An 18,468-nucleotide genomic window follows, 5' to 3' on the forward strand; every position below is an offset into this window, starting at 1 on the left:
GAGGGCATCCTCATCTGGATCCGACGCTGACCAAAGAGACAGAACCTAGCCGAGCCGGACCCCGCGTGCCGCCAGCCAGGGCACCGGGTCGACTCCCGAGCCCAGCTCGCGGGTGACCCGGACCTCGAAGTGCAGGTGCGGGCCGGTGGAGTTTCCGGTGGTGCCGGACTGGCCGATCCACTGGCCGGTCTCCACCCGCTCGCCCTGGTCGACGGCGATGGACGCGAGATGGGCGTACTGCGTGTAGTAGCCGCCCCGGTGTTCGAGCACGATCTCCATGCCGAAGGCACCCCCGCAGGACACCTTCACGACCTCGCCCGCGCCGACGGCCCGCACCGGTGTGCCGATCGGGACCGCGAAGTCCTGCCCGGTGTGCCGGTTGGCCCACCGTGCGCCGCCGCTGCCGAACGAGGCGGACAGCGTGTAGGTCTCCACCGGCGCCACCCACTCGGTCGTGAAGGGCGTCTCCGGCTGGTCCAGCCGTACCGCGCCCCGGCAGCTGCCCGCCGCGGCCGAGACGTCCGCCTCGCCCTGCAGCCGTGTGCGCGCCTCCTCCAGCTTGCGCGCGATGGACGCCTTCATCGCCGCGAGTTCGGCGTTGCGCTCCTCCAGCGCCTGCCAGGCCGCCTCGGCCTTCGCCTCGTCGGTGGCGAGCCGGGCCTCCGCGCGACGGCTCTTGGCGATCGCGTTGTTCACCGCCAGATCGGCCTGTGAGAGGACACGCTGACCGCGCATCAACTCCTCTGGGCTGCCCGCGAGGAGGAGCCGCGCGGCGAGCGGCAGCGCCCCGCCGTCTCGGTACTGGGCGCGGGCGATCCGACCCAGATCCTCGTGGAGTACGGCGATCTCCCGCCGTTCCTCGTCCAGCAGCCCCTCCAGCCGACGGGCCTCGGCCCGCTGCGTCTCGGCCTGGATCCGCCCCCGCTCGTACTGCTGTGTCGCCACCGCCGCGTCCTGGTACAGCTGTGCCACCTGGGCCCCGGCTCCCGTGCCGGAGCCGCCGGTGGCGCCGGACACGCCGTCGCCGGCGGAGGAATCGCTGGGCCGCGCGGCGAGCACGGCCAGCGCGCACACGAGCAAGGCGCAGAGCACGGAGTGACGACGAGGTGACAGCATGTCAGTGATCGTGTCGTGCGCCGCGGTTCGGGGCCTGTTCAAGTCGTACGCATGGGGGACGGACGGGTCCGGATGGAGCAGTCGCCCGACGAGGTGATGGTCGGTCAGCCGGCGGAGACGGTCGCCGGTTGCGCCACCGCCGCCTCCCTCGCCAGCATCTCCCGCAGCGGCCCGTCCACCGCGGCCAGCTCCGCGTAGGTCCCGCGCTGCACCACCCGCCCCGCGTCCAGCACCAACACCTCGTCCACGTCCTGGAGCCCGGCCAGCCGGTGGGTGATCAGCAGCGTCGTCCGGCCCTTGGTGGCGGCCAGCAGGTCGGCGGTGAGGGCGTCCGCGGTCGGCAGGTCCAGATGCTCGGCCGGCTCGTCCAGGACGAGCACCGGGAAGTCGGCGAGCAGCGCCCGCGCGAGGGCCAGCCGCTGACGCTGACCGCCCGACAGCCGTGCCCCGTGCTCACCGACGAGGGTGTCCAGCCCGTCGGGCAGGCTGTCGGCCCACTCCAGCAGCCGGGCCCGGGCGAGCGCGGCACGCAGTTCGCCCTCCGTCGCGTCCCGCCGGGCGAGCAGCAGGTTCTCGCGCACGGTGCTGTCGAAGAGGTGCGCGTCCTGGGCGCACAGTCCGACCAGCCGCCGTACGTCGTCGCCGTCGAGGGCGTGCGCGTCCACGCCGGCCAGCGTGTAACCGTCCGATCGGACGTCCAGGAACCGCAGCAGCACCTGCGCCAGGGTCGTCTTGCCGGACCCGGAGGGGCCGACGACCGCGATCCGGCGTCCCTGGTGCAGCGTCAGGTCGAGCCCGGCGAGCGCGTCCCGGTCCTGGCCGGGGTGGCGGGCGGACAGGTCCCGCAGGACCAACGGGAACGGCGTCTCGGGCGCGGGCCGGGGCCGCTCCGGCTCCCGTACCGGCTCGGGTGCGTCCAGCACCTCGAACACGCGTTCCGCGCTCCGCCCCACCCGCTGCCGGTACTGCACCGCGAGCGGCAGCCCCAGGACGGCCTCGAAGGCGGCCAGCGGAGTGAGCACGACAACGGCCAGGGCGACCCCGCTCAGCCGCCCGTCGGCCACCGCCTGGACGCCCGTGAGCGCGGCGGCGGTGACGGTCAGGCCGGAGATCAGCGCGGTCAGGCCGTCACCGAGGGCGGTAGCGGTGGCCGCGCGTGAGGCGATCCGGGTCAGTTCGGCGTCGGCCCGCCGCGTCTTGGCGGTACGAGCGGCCAGGGCACCGGCGACGGTCAGCTCCGCGGTGCCGGTGAGCAGGTCGGCCACGCGCGTCGCGAGCACGCCCCGGACGGGGGCTAGGCGCCGCTCCGCGCGGCGGGCCACGGCACCGGTGATCACCGGGACTCCGGCGCCGGCGGCCAGCAGGCCGGCGGCGAGGACGGCCCCGGCCTCGGGCAGCAGCCAGGCCGTGAAACCGACGGATACCGCGGAGACCACGACGGCGGCCCCGGCGGGGAGCAGCCATCGCAGCCAGTAGTCCTGGAGCGCGTCCACGTCGGCGACGAGCCGGGAGAGGAGGTCGCCCCGGCGGGTGGTGCGCAGACCTGCGGGGGCCAGCCGTTCCAGCCGCCGGTAGACGGCGACCCGGGTGTCGGCCAGCATGCGCAGCACGGCGTCGTGCGACACCAGCCGCTCGGCGTACCGGAACACCGCGCGGCCGATCCCGAAGGCCCGCGTCGCCGTCACGGCCACCATCAGATACAGCACAGGCGGCTGCTGGGAGGCCCGCGAGATGAGCCAGCCGGAGGTGGCCATCAGTCCGACGGCACTGCCGAGCGCGAGGCTCCCGAGCAGCAGCGCGAGGGCGAGTCGGCCGCGGCGGGCGCCGGAGAGGGCACGGACGCGGGCCAGGACACCGGCGGGGGTGCCGGCCGACGGGGACGTGGCCGCGTCGAGCACCGCCGGTTCGGGCGCGGTCGCGGCTGCCGTGTCGTCGAGAGCGGCGCGCGGCTCCGGATCCGTACCGGCTCGGCGAGGCGCGGGCACGGGCACGGGCAGACGCGAGGGTGCCACCGGGCGGGCGGGCCCGGCGTCCGGTCCGTCCAGCCGTACGACCCGGTCCGCCACGTCCAGCAACGCCGGCCGGTGCACCACCAGCAGTACGGTGCGGCCGACGGCGAGGCGCCGCACCGCGGCGACGATCTCCGCCTCCGTGGCCCCGTCGAGCGCTGCCGTCGGCTCGTCCAGCAGCAGCACGGGCCGGTCGGCGAGAAAGGCCCGGGCCAGGGCGAGTCGCTGGCGCTGTCCGGCGGACAGGCCGGCACCGTCCTCGCCCAGGACCGTGTCCGCGCCCTGGGGGAGGGCATCGACGAACTCCAGCGCGCCCGCGTCCCGCAGCGCCCGGCGTACGGCTCGGTCGTCGGCGTCGGGGCGGGCCAGCCGGACGTTCTCGTCGATCGTTCCGGCGTACAGATGGGGTCGCTGCGGCACCCAGGCGATGCGCGAGCGCCACTCCTCCAGGTCGATGCCGGTGAGATCGGCTCCCCCGATGCGCACCCGGCCGTCGGTGGGCCGTACGAAGCCCAGCGCGACGTTGAGCAGCGTGGACTTGCCGGCACCGCTCGGGCCGACGAGGGCCACGGTCTCACCCGGTTCCACGGTGAGGGAGACGCCAGAGACCGTGTCCACCGCGCGGCCCGGGTGGCGGACGGTCACGTTCTCGAAGGTCAGCGGGCCGGTCGGGACGGCGCCGGTGCCCGAGGCCGGTACCGGGGTCTCCAGCACCGAGAAGATCTCCTCGGCGGCCGCCAGGCCTTCCGCCGCCGCGTGGTACTGGGCGCCGACCTGCCGCAGTGGCAGATAGGCCTCGGGGGCGAGGACGAGGATGACCAGGCCGGTGTACAGGTCCATCTCGCCGTGCACGAGCCGCATGCCGATGGTCACGGCGACCAGGGCCACCGACAGGGTGGCCAGCAGTTCCAGCGCGAAGGAGGACAGGAAGGCGATGCGCAGGGTACGCAGGGTCGCCTGGCGGTACTCGCCGGTGATGCGCTTGATCGAATCGGCCTGGGCCTTGGCCCGGCCGAACACCCTCAGCGTCGGCAGCCCGGCGACGACGTCCAGGAAGTGCCCGGACAGCCGGGACAGCAGCCGCCACTGACGGTCCATCCGGGACTGGGTGGCCCAGCCGATCAGCACCATGAAGAGGGGGATGAGCGGCAGGGTGCCGACGATGATCGCCCCCGACACCCAGTCCTCGGTGACGATCCGCGCCAGCACCGCCACCGGCACCACCACCGCGAGCCCCAGCTGGGGGAGGTAGCGGGTGAAGTAGTCGTCGAGCGCGTCGACTCCCCGTGTCGCCAGCGCGACCAGCGAGCCGGTGCGCTGTCCGCTCAGCCACCCCGGGCCGAGCGCCGCCGCTCGATCCAGCAGCCGTCCTCGCAGCTCGGACTTCACCGCCGCGCCGGCCCGGTGGGCGGCCAGCTCGGTGAGCCAGGCGACCAGGGCACGGCCGCACGTGACGGCCGCCAACAGCAGCAGCGGTGTGCGGAGTTCGGCACTCGGCATCCCGTCCTGGAAGGCACCCACCACCGTCTCGGCGATGAGCATCGCCTGCGCGATGACCAGCCCGGCACCGACGGCGCCCAGGCCGACGACCGCCACCAGGAAGAACCGGGTGGCACGGGCGTAGCGAAGCAGCCGTGGATCGATCGGTTTCACGTGAAACACACCTCAGTGCGCGGCTTGAGGGGCGGCGTGTGCGTCGGGCGCGATGTGCTGGGTGCCGATCCGCTTCCGGAACACCCAGTAGGTCCAGCCCTGGTAGAGCAGCACCACCGGCGTGGCGACGACCGCGAGCCAGGTCATGATCTTCAGGGTGTAGGCGCTGGACGAGGCGTTGGTGACCGTCAGGCTCCAGTCCGGGTTCAGCGTCGACGGCATGACGTTCGGGAAGAGCGTCAGGAAGAGCATGGCCACGACGGCCACGATGGTGAGCCCCGACAGGGTGAAGGCCCAGCCCTCACGCCCCGCCCGGGCCGCCGCCAACGCGGTCACGAGCGAGGCCACGGCGACGGCCACGGCGACGAGCGAGGCACCGTCGCCGTTCTCCACCTGCGTCCACAGCAGGAAGAGCAGCGCCAGTACGGCGGTCACCAGGCCGACGCGCAGGGCCAGCCCCCGAGCCCGCTCCCGGATCTCCCCGACCGTCTTGAGCCCGACGAACACCGTGCCGTGGAAGGTGAACAGCGACAGCGTGACCAGGCCGCCGAGCAGCGCGTACGGGTTGAGCAGGTCGCCGACGGTGCCGACGTACTCCAGTTCCCGGTCGATCTTCACGCCCCGGACGATGTTGCCGAAGGCCACGCCCCACAGGAACGCCGGCAGCAGCGAGGTCCAGAAGATCGCGGTCTCCCAGTTGCGCTGCCAGCGCTCCTCGGGCCGCTTGACCCGGTACTCGAAGGCGACACCGCGGATGATCAGGCAGATCAGGATGAGCAGCAGGGGCAGGTAGAAACCGGAGAAGAGGGTGGCGTACCACTCGGGGAAGGCGGCGAAGGTCGCGCCGCCCGCGGTGAGCAGCCACACCTCGTTGCCGTCCCAGACCGGGCCGATGGTGTTGATCAGCACCCGCTTCTCGGGCCGGTCCCGGGCCAGCAGCCTGGTGAGGATGCCGACCCCGAAGTCGAAGCCCTCCAGGAAGAAGTAGCCGGTCCACAGGACGGCGATCAGAACGAACCAGACGTCGTGCAGTTCCATGACTGTACGGCTCCCTCGGCCTAGTAGGAGAAGGCCATCGGCTTGTCGGCGTCACGGAGGTCGCCGCCGATCTTCGTGGGCGGGTTGAGGTCGGCCTCGGTCAGCTCGGGCGGGCCGGCCTTGACGTACTTCACCAGCAGCTTGACCTCGATCACGGCGAGCACGGCGTAGAGCGTGGTGAAGGCGATCATCGAAGTGAGGACCTCGGCGGTGGAGACACCGGGGGAGACCGCGTCCCTGGTCTGGAGCACGCCGTAGACGACCCACGGCTGGCGGCCCATCTCGGTGAAGATCCAGCCCCAGGAGTTGGCGATCAGCGGGAAGCCCATCGTCCACAGGGCGAGCAGCCAGTACCACCGGGTGAGCTTGGCGCCGAGCGGCTTCTTCAGCAGCACCAGGTGCGGCACCTCCTCCTCGCCGGTGCGGTGGGCGGCCGGCAGGAGGAACTTCTTCCGGGTCAGCCACAGACCGAGCAGGCCGAGCGAGAAGGACGCCATGCCGAAGCCGATCATCCAGCGGAAGCCCCAGTAGGCGACGGGCACGATGGGCTTGTAGTCGCCGGGCCCGAACTGCTCCTGGAGGGCCTCGTTGGTGTCGTTGATGCCGGGCACGTACGACTCGAAGTCGCTGTGGGCGAGGAAGGACAGCAGGCCCGGGATCTCCAGGGCGACCTTGTTGTGCCCCTTGTCGACGTCGCCGTAGGCGAACACGGAGAACGGCGCCGGCTTCTCGCCGTCCCACAGGGCCTCGGCGGCGGCCATCTTCATCGGCTGCTGCTCGTACATGACCTTGCCGAGGGTGTCGCCGCTGATCGCGGTGAACAGACCGCCGACGGCCAGGGTGACCAGGCCGAGCCGGAGCGAGGTCCGCATCACCGGGATGTGCTTCTTGCGCATCAGGTGGAAGGCGGCGATGCCGACCATGAAGGCGCCACCGGTGAGGAAGGCAGCCGAGAAGCTGTGGAAGACCTGGTTGAGGGTGGTGTTCTGGCTGAGGACCGCCCAGAAGTCGGTCAGCTCGGCGCGGCCCTTCTCCTCGTTGATCCGGTAGCCGACCGGGTGCTGCATCCACGAGTTCGCCGCGAGGATGAAGTACGCCGACAGCAGCGTGCCGATCGAGACCATCCATATGCAGGCCAGGTGGATCCTCTTGGGCAGCTTGTCCCAGCCGAAGATCCACAGGCCGATGAAGGTGGACTCGAAGAAGAAGGCGATCAGGGCCTCGAACGCGAGGGGCGCTCCGAAGACGTCACCGACGAAGCGGGAGTAGTCGGACCAGTTCATGCCGAACTGGAACTCCTGCACGATGCCGGTGACCACGCCCATCGCGATGTTGATCAGGAAGAGCTTGCCCCAGAACTTCGTCGCCCGGAGGTACTTCTCCTTCTCCGTGCGCACCCAGGCGGTCTGAAGACCGGCCGTGAGGGCGGCGAGCGAGATCGTCAGGGGAACGAACAGAAAGTGGTAGACGGTGGTGATGCCGAACTGCCAACGCGCCAGAGTCTCGGGCGCCAAAGCCAATTCCACGTCGTCAGTCTCCTTACCTCGCCGTGGACCGCGGCAGTTTGCCCCTCTTGTCACCAACAAACGGGATCAACCGGGACACGCTTGTGAACGCGTTCACATTCACAAGTAATTATGACGCACTGATTTTCAGCCTGGACAGGGGGGTCCCTCCTTGGCCGTTGCGTCAACCTCTTGGCATCGACTTCAACGTCTTGTTGAATTGCGCGCCATGCACACACAGCACTCACCAGCACACGCAGAGACGCCATCCCCGACCCGCATCCGGATCTCCTGGCCTGCGGGGCACCTCACCGCCACCCTCGACGACACCCCGACGACCCAGGCACTCACCAAGGCCCTGCCGCTCTCCTCCACCGCCCACACCTGGGGCGAGGAGGTCTACTTCGACACCGGCGTCGCTGTTTCACGTGAAACCGAGGCCCGCCAGGTCGTCGACCCCGGCACAGTCGCCTTCTGGACCGACAGCGACGCCCTCGCTCTCCCCTACGGCCCCACCCCGATCTCGCGGGGCGACGAGTGCCGCCTTGCCAGCCCCTGCAATGTCCTCGGCATCCTGGACGGCGACCCCCGCCTGCTGGCCACCGTGCGCAACGGCGACCCCATCCGAGTGGAGCTGGTGCACGAGTAGCCGAGCAGGAGTAGCCGAGTAGCCGTCCCACCACCGTCCGAGGTGCCGCACCATCCGGACGGGCATCAGGCGAACCGCACGGTCCCGGCAGCCGGCACGCCTACCTCTACCGCATCGTTCTCCGCGACGACAGCCGCCGGCCGGACCGGTTGCTGCCGCACATCGCCACCGAGGGCGAAAGAAACAGGGGCGAGCACGGCACGCGGCGCGCCGGAGCGCGACCGGGCGCCGTAACCCGCCCTATGAGCCGGGAGTCCCCCGCGCTCAGACTTCCTTGCGGAACGCCTCCGCCGCCTTCAGGAAGATGTCGTTGCCCTCGGCCTCCCCGATCGTCACCCGCACACCCTCACCGGGGAACGGCCGCACGACCACGCCCGCCTGCTCACAGGCCTCGGCGAAGGCGACCGTGCGATCCCCCAGCCGCAGCCACACGAAGTTGGCCTGGGTCTCGGGCACCGTCCAGCCCTGGGCGCGCAGCCCGTCGACCACACGGATGCGCTCGCACACCAGCGAGCCGACCCGGCCGAGCAGCTCGTCCTCGGCGCGCAGCGAGGCGATCGCCGCCTCCTGGGCCAGCTGACTCACGCCGAACGGCACCGCCGTCTTGCGCAGCGCCGCCGCCACCGGCTCGTGCGCGATCGCGAAGCCCACCCGCAGTCCGGCGAGGCCGTACGCCTTGGAGAAGGTCCGCAGCACACAGACGTTCGGCCGGTCGCGGTACAGCTCGACGCCGTCCGGCACCTCGGGGTCACGGATGAACTCGCGGTACGCCTCGTCGAGGACGACCAGCACATCGCCGGGCACCCGGTCCAGGAAACGCTCCAGCTCGGCCCGGCGTACCACCGTGCCCGTGGGGTTGTTGGGGTTGCAGACGAAGATGAGCCGGGTGCGGTCGGTGATCGCCGCCGCCATCGCGTCCAGGTCGTGCACATCGCCCGGCGTCAGCGGCACCCGGACCGAGGTGGCGCCGCTGATCTGGGTGATGATCGGGTACGCCTCGAAGGACCGCCAGGCGTAGATGACCTCGTCCCCGGGGCCGGCGGTGGCCTGGATCAGCTGCTGGGCGACTCCCACGGACCCGGTGCCGGTGGACAGGTGGGAGACGGGCACCCCGAACCGCTCGGACAGTTCGTTCATCAGCCCCGTGCAGCCCATGTCGGGGTAGCGGTTGAAGGAGGCGGCCGCGGCCGTGACACTCTCCAGCACGCCGGGCAGCGGCGGATAGGGGTTCTCGTTGGAGGACAGCTTGTAGGCCGCCGGGCCGTCCGCGGCGGCGGGCTTGCCCGGCTTGTAGGTGGGGATACCCTCCAGCTCGGCGCGCAGCTTGGGGCTCGTCTCGCTCACCGCAGTCCTCCTCGCGACCACCGGCGCCGCCTGACCGTCACCGGCTTCCAATGCTTCTTACCTTATGAGGATTCGGCTTGACTGCGAACAGGTGAATGAGGACCTCTCGCCGACCGGTCCCGTCCACCCTGCCTCCCCGGCATCAGGGGCAACATGGAGCGAAGGCGTACGAAGCGGGGGCGCGCCGCACATATATCTACGCGCCGGTGGCTCACGCCGTGGCGCGCATCCCTCGTGAAGGTGAGTTGAGACCTCTTCGAGACCTCGCCCGGTTGGCAGGCCGGTGCAGGCCGACACGTCACGTCCGATGCCATCATCCTTCAACTAACTTGTAATCGCAGGCAATTGAGGCCGAATTGCCTTGCAGAAACGTGCCTGCCGACGGGTGCATATGCGTCCGCACTACCCCACCGCATGAGCCCTACTATCGGCTCGCCATGACACCAGCAGGGAAGCACCAGGTGAGCCGCGCGGAAACCTCACGTCGAGGCAGCCGGCCGGGCCGGGCGGGCATCAGAGACGTGGCCGCCGCCGCCGGAGTCTCCATCACGACCGTCTCCGACGCCCTCAACGGCAAGGGCCGGCTCCCGGACGCCACCCGACGCCATGTCCGAGAGGTCGCCGACCGGCTGGGCTATCGCCCGTCGGCCGCGGCCCGCACGCTCCGTACCGGCAAGTCGGGCCTCATCGGCCTGACCGTGACCACATACGGGGATGAACCTTTCACCTTCACCGAGTTCGCGTACTTCGCGGAGATGGCGCGGGCCGCCACCTCGGCCGCGCTCGCCCGCGGCTACGCCCTCGTCATCCTGCCCGCGACCTCGCGGCACGACGTCTGGTCGAACGTCGCACTGGACGGCACGGTGGTCATCGACCCCTCCGACCAGGATCCGGTCGTCAGCGAGCTGGTCCGCCAGGGCTTACCGGTCGTCTCCGACGGCCGCCCGGCCGGCTCGCTGCCGGTCACCGCGTGGGTCGACAACGACCACGAAGCCGCCGTCCTCGGCATCCTCGACCATCTGGCCGACGCCGGCGCCCGCCGCATCGGCCTGCTGACGGGCACCACCACGGACACGTACACCCACCTGTCGACCACCGCGTACCTGCGCTGGTGCGAGCGGGTCGGCCAGGACCCGGTGTACGAGGCCTACCCGGCGCACGACCCGTGCGCGGGCGCCGTCGCGGCCGACCGGCTGCTGGCCCGCCCCGACCGGCCCGACGCGGTGTACGGGCTGTTCGACCCCAACGGCACCGACCTGCTGGCCGCCGCCCGGCGCTACGGGCTGCGCGTACCGGACGACCTGCTTCTGGTCTGCTGCAGCGAATCCACCGTGTACGCCAACACCGAGCCGCCGATCACCACGCTCTCCCTGAAGCCGCGCCGGATCGGCACCGCCGTGGTGCAGCTCCTCATCGACGCCATCGAGGGCGTGGAATCGGACCACCCGGTCGAACAGGTGATACCGACCGAGCTGATCGTGCGTACCTCGTCCCAGCGACGCCCGCCACGGACGACGGTCAGCCCGCCGCGCGCCCCCGAGAAGGACTGACCGGAGGCGCTCACCAGGTCGGTCGAAGCCCTGCCCAATCGGGGCGAAAGCCGCGATGAACCGGAGTCTTGTTCCGATTCACCACCCCTGGGTCACCACACGGCGCGATCCGCATTCCTATGATGGGCCCACGACACCGCGGGCCGCTGCGACCAGGCAGTCCGAAGCGGTGCAGCGGCGGCGCGATGGTGGAGGGGTCGATGACTCAGGGGGCCGGTCAGGGACCCGAGGTGGAGCGGACGGCGACGTTGCGCGACTTCCGGGTACCGGCGTATGTCCACGAGACCGGTCCGTACGTCCACGACAGCCGCCCCGGCGAGGCCGCGGGGCCCGTCGCGGAGCCGGTGGCCTACCCGCAGGAGTACACGCCGACCGAGCGCGACCTGCCCGTCATCAACCGGGGTGACACGCTTCAGGTGACCGTCGACCCGGCACCCGTCGCCACCCCCGCCGCCGGTCCCGGCCCGCTGTTCGTCGTCGGGGACGTGCACGGCTATCTCGACGAGCTGGTCGCCGCCCTTCAGGAGAAGGGCCTGATCGACACCGCCGGGCACTGGTGCGCCGGCACCGCCCGGCTGTGGTTCCTCGGCGACTTCACCGACCGCGGCCCGGACGGCATCGGCGTCATCGACCTGGTCATGCGGCTCTCCGCCGAGGCCGCCGCGGCCGGCGGCTACTGCAAGGCCCTGATGGGCAACCACGAGCTGCTGCTGCTCGGCGCCAAGCGGTTCGGCGACACGCCCGTCAACTCCGGCGCGGGCACCGCCACCTTCCAGGCGGCCTGGCTGCTCAACGGCGGCCAGAAGACCGACATGGACCGCCTCCAGGACCACCACCTGCAGTGGATGGCCCGCCTCGACGCACTCACCGAGACGGACGGCCATCTGCTCGTCCACTCCGACACCACCGCCTATCTCGACTACGGCGACTCCATCGAGGCCGTCAACGACAACGTCCGCGAGACGCTCACCCGCAACGACGCGGACGAGGTGTGGGACCTCTTCCGCAAGTTCACCAAGCGCTTCTCCTTCCGGGACGAGGGCGGCGCCGACGCCGTGCGCTCCCTGCTCGACACCTACGGCGGCACCCGCATCGTCCACGGCCACAGCCCCATTCCCTATCTGCTGGGCGAGGTCGGCTCCGAGGACGGCGAGGACAGCACCGGCCCTCTCGTCGAGGGACCGCACGTCTACGCCGACGGCCTGGCCATCGCGATGGACGGCGGCGTGACCATGGCCGGGAAGCTGCTGGTCCAGCAACTTCCGCTGAACGTCTGAACGTTCACCGGCAGGCGGCCCGCCGACGGCGGACCGGCCGGTGACGGTGCAGGCCAGAGCCCAATTTCGGCAAACCCCCTGTCACCGCCTGCCGTCACCGCTCTACCATCGGCTTATCCGTAGCAGGCTCCCCTCCGTTTCTGCCCGACGGCTCGTCAGCGTGCGAGCCCCAAGCCCTACGGAGCATCGGGGGATGCAGATGAACAGCGTTCCGCAGCACCTGCTGAGCGAGGACCGCCAGGAGTACGAGCGGCTCCTCGACGAGGCGCTGCGCTCCGCACCACACCGCCCGGAACTGGCCGCTGCCGGACAGCGGTTCACCACCGAACAGCTGCGCACCATGGCACTCAGCGCCACCGCCCTCATCACAGCGGCCGCCGCGACCGAGTACCAGCACTATGTGAAGGTCCGTGAGGAACAGCGCCGGCCGGCGCCGACCGCGGCCGCCCCGTCACCGGCCCGCGCGTCCGGCTCCGAGGAGCCGGGGCCGGACGCGATGAACCTCGCCACCACCGTGGGAGAGGCCGCCGAGACGGTCGGCGCGGGCGCCGTCGCCGTGGTCGCCGTCCTCGCCCCCGTCCTGGCCGGGACGGCCGCGGCGATCTTCCTGCTCGTCGGGTACATCCTGAGAGTGCTCGATCCCGACCAGGCGTTCGCCCGGACCCTGCTGACCACCGGATGGGTGTTCGGCGCCGTGACCGCGCTGGCGATCCTGGTCGCCGCCGTCGGTCTGCTGCTCACCGCCCTGCGCAACCGGCCCGCGCCGGAGCCCGGTCCGTATGGCGAACCGACCGGCGAGCTGGCCCAGGCGAGAGACGCCTGGCGCGAGGCCCTGCTGGAACGCGGCATTGTGCCGTTCCTGCGCGACGCGCTCGCCGAGTCCGGCACGGCCGTACTGCACCGTACGGCCCCACCGGCGCCGACCAGCCGCATACCGCAGCTCGGCTACGACCGGCCCGGCTTCACCAGCCCCGGAGACGGGCGGGCCACCGGCTCCCGGCCCAGCTTCTCCAGCCCGGACTACACGAGCCCGGACTTCGGCGGCCCGGAGCAGCGGCCGGAATGACCCTCGGCTTGCGCCCCGCACGGGAACGCAAGCCGAGAACAGCCCCCTGCCCGGCAAAGGCCCGAAGCCGGCGACGGGCACACGGGGGCAGTCCGGTCGGAGTCCGGTGCGGACCCGCCGGGTCAGTCCGCGATCGGCAGATACACCCGGTTCCCGGCCGCGGCGAACTCCTTCGACTTCTCGGCCATGCCCTGCTCGATCTCCGCCTTGGTGCCGCCGTGTTCGCGGCGGATGTCCTGGGAGATCTTCATCGAGCAGAACTTCGGCCCGCACATCGAGCAGAAGTGCGCCGTCTTGGCGGGTTCGGCCGGCAGGGTCTCGTCGTGGAACTCGCGGGCCGTGTCCGGGTCGAGGGCCAGATTGAACTGGTCCTCCCACCGGAACTCGAAGCGGGCGTCGGACAGCGCGTCGTCCCACTCCTGCGCCCCGGGGTGCCCCTTGGCGAGGTCGGCCGCGTGGGCGGCGATCTTGTAGGTGATGACGCCGGTCTTGACGTCGTCACGGTTGGGCAGGCCCAGGTGCTCCTTGGGCGTGACGTAGCAGAGCATCGCCGTGCCCCACCAGGCGATCATCGCGGCACCGATGCCGGAGGTGATGTGGTCGTACGCGGGCGCGACGTCCGTCGTCAGCGGGCCGAGCGTATAGAACGGAGCCTCCTCGCAGATCTCCTGCTGAAGGTCGATGTTCTCCTTGATCTTGTGCATCGGGACGTGACCGGGGCCCTCGATCATCGTCTGCACGTTGAAACGCTTGGCGATCCGGTTGAGTTCCCCGAGCGTCCTCAACTCGGCGAACTGCGCCTCGTCGTTGGCGTCCGCGATCGAGCCGGGCCGCAGACCGTCACCGAGCGAGTAGGTGACGTCGTAGGCGGCGAGGATCTCGCACAGCTCCTCGAAGTTCTCGTAGAGGAACGACTCCTTGTGGTGCGCCAGGCACCACGCCGCCATGATCGAGCCGCCGCGCGAGACGATGCCGGTCTTGCGGTTCGCGGTGAGCGGGACGTATGCCAGGCGCACGCCCGCGTGGACCGTCATGTAGTCCACGCCCTGCTCGGCCTGCTCGATGACCGTGTCCTTGTAGATCTCCCAGGTCAGCTCCTCGGCCTTGCCGTCGACCTTCTCCAGCGCCTGGTACAGCGGCACCGTGCCGATCGGCACGGGGGAGTTGCGCAGCACCCACTCGCGGGTGGTGTGGATGTTGCGGCCGGTGGACAGGTCCATGACCGTGTCGGCGCCCCAGCGGGTCGCCCAGGTCATCTTCTCGACCTCCTCCTCGATCGAGGAGGTCACCGCGGAGTTGCCGATGTTGGCGTTGACCTTCACCAGGAACCGCTTGCCGATGATCATCGGTTCGATCTCCGGATGATTGACGTTGGCCGGCAGCACCGCCCGACCCGCCGCGATCTCCTCGCGGACCACCTCGGGAGAAACGTTCTCCCGGAGGGCCACGAACTCCATCTCCGGCGTGATCTCGCCCCGGCGGGCGTACGCCAGCTGCGTGACCGCCGCGCCCTCCCGGCCCCGGCGCGGCTGACGCGGCCGTCCGGGGAAGACCGCGTCGAGGTTGCGCAGACCGCCTCGCGGCGAGGTGTGCTTGATCCCGTCGTCCTCGGGACGGACGGGGCGGCCCGCGTACTCCTCGGTGTCGCCGCGGGCGATGATCCAGTTCTCCCGCAACGGCGGCAGTCCCCTGCGGACATCGGTTTCGACGTGCGGATCGGTGTACGGGCCCGATGTGTCGTACAGCGTGACCGACTGCCCGTTGGTGAGGTGCACCTGGCGGACCGGCACCCGCAGGTCGGGGCGGGTGCCCTCGACATACGCCTTGTGCCAGCCGATGGACTTCCCGGCCTCCCCGTCGGTCGAAGCTTCCGTCGCGACGGAGGCGTTCTGCGTGGAGGCAGGCGTGCGCGCGTCCTTGATGGTCATGAGACCTACTCCCTACGCCGGCATTACCCGGTAACAGGTTCGGCGGTCGACGCAGCGGTATCCGTCTGCCGACGTCTCGTGTGAAACATCACTCGTGTTCGGTGATGTTTCATGTGAAACATCGCTGGGACGGAGGTCAGCGCCCTCTCAGCCCGGTGCTCCGAGCTCCCGCGTGTACAAAGGTGCCTCCACGCTAGCGTCAATTCGGGCGCGGTGAACAGAGGGCCTCCGCCGTTCTTGCGATGATCGGTCGGTGACCACTTCGCAGCATCCCCCGTTCCCACCGCCCGAGCCCCCGCACGGGGCCGGTCCCGGAAGCGGCTCCGGAGGCACCCCCGGAACCGGCAACGGCCCTGTTGACGGCCCGGGTTCGAGCGGTGGGCACGGGCACGGTGGTGGACAGGGCCGCGGTGGGGGACACGGACACGGTCCCGGGGACGGCGGCGGTCATGGACCCGGTGGTGGCGGGCACGGACACGCGCACAGCCATGCGCACGGGCCCGCCGCGCCCGTCTCACAGCATCTGCGCAAACTGATCGCCGCGGTCCTCATCCCGTTCGCCACCGCCGTGGTGGTGGGGCTGGCCGTGCTGTGGCCCGGCGGTGCCCCGGCGCACGAGCGGACCGGGGTCGGTTTCGACCGGCAGACCCAGCAGGCCACCGTCATCAGCATCGAGAAGGTCGACTGCGGTGCGGTCAACGCCTCGGCGCCGCCCCCGACCGGTGACACCTCCACCGCCGAGGGCTCCTCCGCCCAGCAGCAGGCCGACGGCACCTGCAAGAAGGCGACGATCCGGGTCGACACCGGGGAGGACAAGGGCCGTACCTTCACCGAGATCGTCCAGCCGGACCAGTCACGGCAGCTGGAGCAGGGTCAGGAGGTGATCGTCGCCTACGAGCCCTCCGCCCCGAGGGACCTCCAGTACTCGGTCACCGACGTGAACCGCAGGCTGCCGATGGGGCTGCTCGCCGGTCTCTTCGCAGTCGCCGTCGTGGCCGTCGGGCGCCTGCGGGGCGTCATGGCGCTGATCGCGCTGGCCATCAGCTTCCTGGTGCTGAACTTCTTCATCCTGCCGGCCATCCTGCAGGGCTCGAACCCGCTGCTTGTGGCGGTGATCGGGGCGAGCGCCATCATGCTGATCGCGCTGTATCTCTGTCATGGCCTGTCGGCCCGTACGTCCGTGGCGGTCCTCGGCACGCTGATCTCGCTGTTGCTGATCGGCCTTCTCGGCTCGCTGCTCATCGGCTGGGCCGCGCTCACCGGCAACACCGACGACAACACCGGCCTGATCCACGGGCTGTATCCGTCGATCGACATGAGCGGTCTGCTGCTCGCCGGCGTCATCATCGGCTCGCTGGGCGTGCTGGACGATGTGACGGTCACGCAGACCTCCGCGGTGTGGGAGCTGCACGAGGCCAACCCGGCGATGGGCTGGCGCGGCCTGTACCGCGCTGCCATCCGGATCGGCCGCGACCACATCGCCTCCGTGGTCAACACGCTCGCGCTCGCCTACGCGGGCGCCGCCCTGCCGCTGCTGCTGCTCTTCTCGATCGCGCAGAGCAGTGTGGGGGCGGTCGCCAACAGCGAGCTGGTCGCGGAGGAGATCGTGCGCACGCTGATCGGCTCGATCGGCCTGGTGGCCTCGGTGCCGGTCACCACGGCGCTCGCCGCCCTGGTGGTCTCGGCGGACCGGCCGGGGGCGGAACGGGCGACGACCGGCTCCGGAGGGCCCCTGGCACGCACCGGCGGCCGGGGCCGACGACGCAAGCGGTGAGGCCGGTCGGCGACGCCCGCGCCGACGGCGGGCCGACCAGCCGACGAACACCCATACGCCGATACGCCGGTACGCCAAAACGTCAAGAAGAAGCGTTACTCCTCTTGTCATACACGACGGCTCATCCCGCGCTCTGCTCCTCCGCCAGGATCCGGTCGAGCGCCTCGTCGAGATGGGCGTCGAAATCGGCGAGCGAGCCTTCCTGCCCCAGCGGCACCAGCTTGTCGGTGCGGTCCAGGAAGGCGACGAGCGGCGCCGAGGAAGAACGGAACAACGCCTGGTCGGCGCCGACCTGAAGCCGGATCAGCACCTCGCCCAGCGCGTCGGGTTCCACCGGTGACACCCGCACATCGCCCTCCCCACAGGGCCGTCCCACGCCGTCGATCAGCAGCTCACGCCCGAACGCCCAGGTAACCGGTGCGTCACCGGGCAAGTGGAAGGTCAGTCGCACGGCATAGGGATCACACGTCTCGTAGCGCAGCTCCACCGGGATGCGGAAAGAGAGCTCCTCGGAGACGAGAAAGCTCATCATGACCTCTGCCTGTACGGACTCACGCATCGCCTACCCCGTCTGTTGCCGTCGATTGGCCGGGAATCAACCATTGAACACTTCTGGCATCTTGCTGAACGTACACACCAGATCACAAGGAGTGAGTTTTCAAATACTGATAGAGAGGGTCAGCGACCCCGGCAGACGACCGATCTCACTCTGCAACCGACGTGCCGCGGGCAGCAGCCGGTCCTCCTGGTGACAGGGCAGGGAGATGGCCATCGTCGCCGCCGTCGTCCCCACCGTGATCGGGATCGCCGCGCAGACCGTGCCGAGCGCGTACTCCTGTCGCTCGACCACAGGTTCCATCCGGCCCACCCGCTCCAGACGCTGGAGCAGGGTGCGGCTGTCCCGGACCGTGTAGGGGGTGATGGGCCGCACCGGGTAGCGCTCGAGGTGGTCGCGGCGGGTGGCGGCGTCGAGCTGGGACAGCAGGCACTGCCCGATGGCGTGTGCGTGACCGGTCTCGCGGAAGTCGGCCCACTCCTCGACCGCCGGGTTGCCGGGGGTGTCGGAGACGCACATGACCTCGATCTCCCCCTCACGGTAGATCGCGTAGTACACCGGCGCGCCGATCGAATCCCGCCAGTGGGCGAGGGCGTCCGCGACCGTGCTGCGACGTTTCTCCTGTGCCCCGCTGCTGCTCAGCCGCTCGGCCGCCGCGCCGAGGAAGAACAGTCCCTTCTCCCGGCGCAGATAGCCCTCGTGCACCAGGGTGCGCAGCAGGTGGTACGTCGTGGGGAGCGCGAGGCCGGTCTCGCGGGCCAGTTGCTTGGCCGGGGCGCCGCACTCGTGCCCGGCGACGCACTCCAGAAGGCGCATCGCGCGCTGCACCGAACCGATGAGGGTCGCGGTCTGCTGCGGAGCGGCAGGAGGCTCCGGCCGCGTCCGGGGAACCGGCCGCACCGGCGGCGGGGGGACAGCGGTCCGCCGGGGCGCCCGAAGGGTCCGTGAGGACGACCTCGGCGGGGCGGGCTGCTCGGGCGGCCGTACGCGCAGAGGCTGGGGG

General features: G+C 70.7%; 13 protein-coding genes. 5 read left to right on the forward strand and 8 right to left on the reverse strand.

All coding sequences use genetic code 11. From position 1 onward, the window contains the following. Positions 1–45: 45 nt before the first annotated feature. The 4 genes from CCN42_RS09925 to CCN42_RS09940 all read right to left on the reverse strand — a co-directional run bounded on the left by CCN42_RS09925 (position 46) and on the right by CCN42_RS09940 (position 7,342). Entirely contained in the window at positions 46–1,116 is a 1,071-nt protein-coding gene (locus tag CCN42_RS09925) for a M23 family metallopeptidase (RefSeq protein ID WP_086734655.1), read from the reverse strand. 104 nt (positions 1,117–1,220) lie between these two features. Next, on the reverse strand, positions 1,221–4,778 hold the full coding sequence (cydD, locus tag CCN42_RS09930; RefSeq protein WP_086734656.1) for a thiol reductant ABC exporter subunit CydD: 3,558 nt from the start codon (positions 4,776–4,778) through the stop codon (positions 1,221–1,223). A gap of 12 nt (positions 4,779–4,790) precedes the next feature. Then, complete coding sequence (cydB, locus tag CCN42_RS09935) at positions 4,791–5,816, reverse strand: cytochrome d ubiquinol oxidase subunit II (RefSeq protein ID WP_086734658.1); 1,026 nt, start codon at positions 5,814–5,816, stop codon at positions 4,791–4,793. Between the two features lie 20 nt (positions 5,817–5,836). Continuing rightward, positions 5,837–7,342, reverse strand: a complete 1,506-nt coding sequence (locus tag CCN42_RS09940; RefSeq protein ID WP_086734660.1) for a cytochrome ubiquinol oxidase subunit I — start codon at positions 7,340–7,342, stop codon at positions 5,837–5,839. A 208-nt stretch (positions 7,343–7,550) separates the two neighbouring features. On the opposite strand from CCN42_RS09940, the gene CCN42_RS09945 reads away from it, so the two are divergent. Then, on the forward strand, positions 7,551–7,970 hold the full coding sequence (locus CCN42_RS09945) for a cyclophilin-like fold protein (protein ID WP_086734661.1): 420 nt from the start codon (positions 7,551–7,553) through the stop codon (positions 7,968–7,970). A gap of 264 nt (positions 7,971–8,234) precedes the next feature. Here the strand turns inward: CCN42_RS09945 and hisC are convergent, their stop codons facing one another. Beyond that, positions 8,235–9,314, reverse strand: coding sequence for a histidinol-phosphate transaminase (gene hisC, locus CCN42_RS09950; RefSeq protein WP_086734663.1), 1,080 nt, complete (start codon positions 9,312–9,314; stop codon positions 8,235–8,237). Between the two features lie 437 nt (positions 9,315–9,751). Between hisC and CCN42_RS09955 the strand changes: the two genes are divergently transcribed. The 3 genes from CCN42_RS09955 to CCN42_RS09965 all read left to right on the forward strand — a co-directional run bounded on the left by CCN42_RS09955 (position 9,752) and on the right by CCN42_RS09965 (position 13,207). Then, on the forward strand, positions 9,752–10,864 hold the full coding sequence (locus CCN42_RS09955) for a LacI family DNA-binding transcriptional regulator (protein ID WP_086734664.1): 1,113 nt from the start codon (positions 9,752–9,754) through the stop codon (positions 10,862–10,864). Between the two features lie 185 nt (positions 10,865–11,049). Next, positions 11,050–12,141 carry a metallophosphoesterase gene (locus tag CCN42_RS09960; RefSeq protein WP_245877213.1) on the forward strand — a complete coding sequence of 364 codons (1,092 nt, stop codon included), beginning with the start codon at positions 11,050–11,052 and terminating at the stop codon, positions 12,139–12,141. Positions 12,142–12,334: 193 nt separating this feature from the next. Beyond that, positions 12,335–13,207 (forward strand): hypothetical protein, encoded by an 873-nt coding sequence (locus tag CCN42_RS09965; protein ID WP_086734667.1) that lies wholly within the window; start codon positions 12,335–12,337, stop codon positions 13,205–13,207. Positions 13,208–13,329: 122 nt separating this feature from the next. On the opposite strand, the gene thiC is transcribed toward CCN42_RS09965, so the two are convergent. Beyond that, the gene (gene thiC / locus CCN42_RS09970; RefSeq protein WP_086734669.1) at positions 13,330–15,135 is read right to left on the reverse strand and encodes a phosphomethylpyrimidine synthase ThiC; all 1,806 of its coding nucleotides are present in this window, start codon (positions 15,133–15,135) and stop codon (positions 13,330–13,332) included. Between the two features lie 253 nt (positions 15,136–15,388). Here thiC and CCN42_RS09975 point away from each other — a divergent pair, with 253 nt between their 5' ends. After that, on the forward strand, positions 15,389–16,909 hold the full coding sequence (locus CCN42_RS09975) for a YibE/F family protein (RefSeq protein WP_086734670.1): 1,521 nt from the start codon (positions 15,389–15,391) through the stop codon (positions 16,907–16,909). A 121-nt stretch (positions 16,910–17,030) separates the two neighbouring features. Here CCN42_RS09975 and CCN42_RS09980 read toward each other — a convergent pair whose 3' ends face one another. Continuing rightward, positions 17,031–17,468, reverse strand: a complete 438-nt coding sequence (locus CCN42_RS09980; protein ID WP_043502313.1) for an SsgA family sporulation/cell division regulator — start codon at positions 17,466–17,468, stop codon at positions 17,031–17,033. Positions 17,469–17,567: 99 nt separating this feature from the next. Then, positions 17,568–18,293: an IclR family transcriptional regulator gene (locus CCN42_RS09985; RefSeq protein ID WP_086734672.1), complete on the reverse strand. Its 726-nt coding sequence runs from the start codon at positions 18,291–18,293 to the stop codon at positions 17,568–17,570. Between the last annotated feature and the right edge of the window lie 175 nt (positions 18,294–18,468).

This window comes from Streptomyces glaucescens, assembly GCF_002154375.1.
In the GTDB taxonomy this organism is placed as follows: domain Bacteria; phylum Actinomycetota; class Actinomycetes; order Streptomycetales; family Streptomycetaceae; genus Streptomyces; species Streptomyces glaucescens.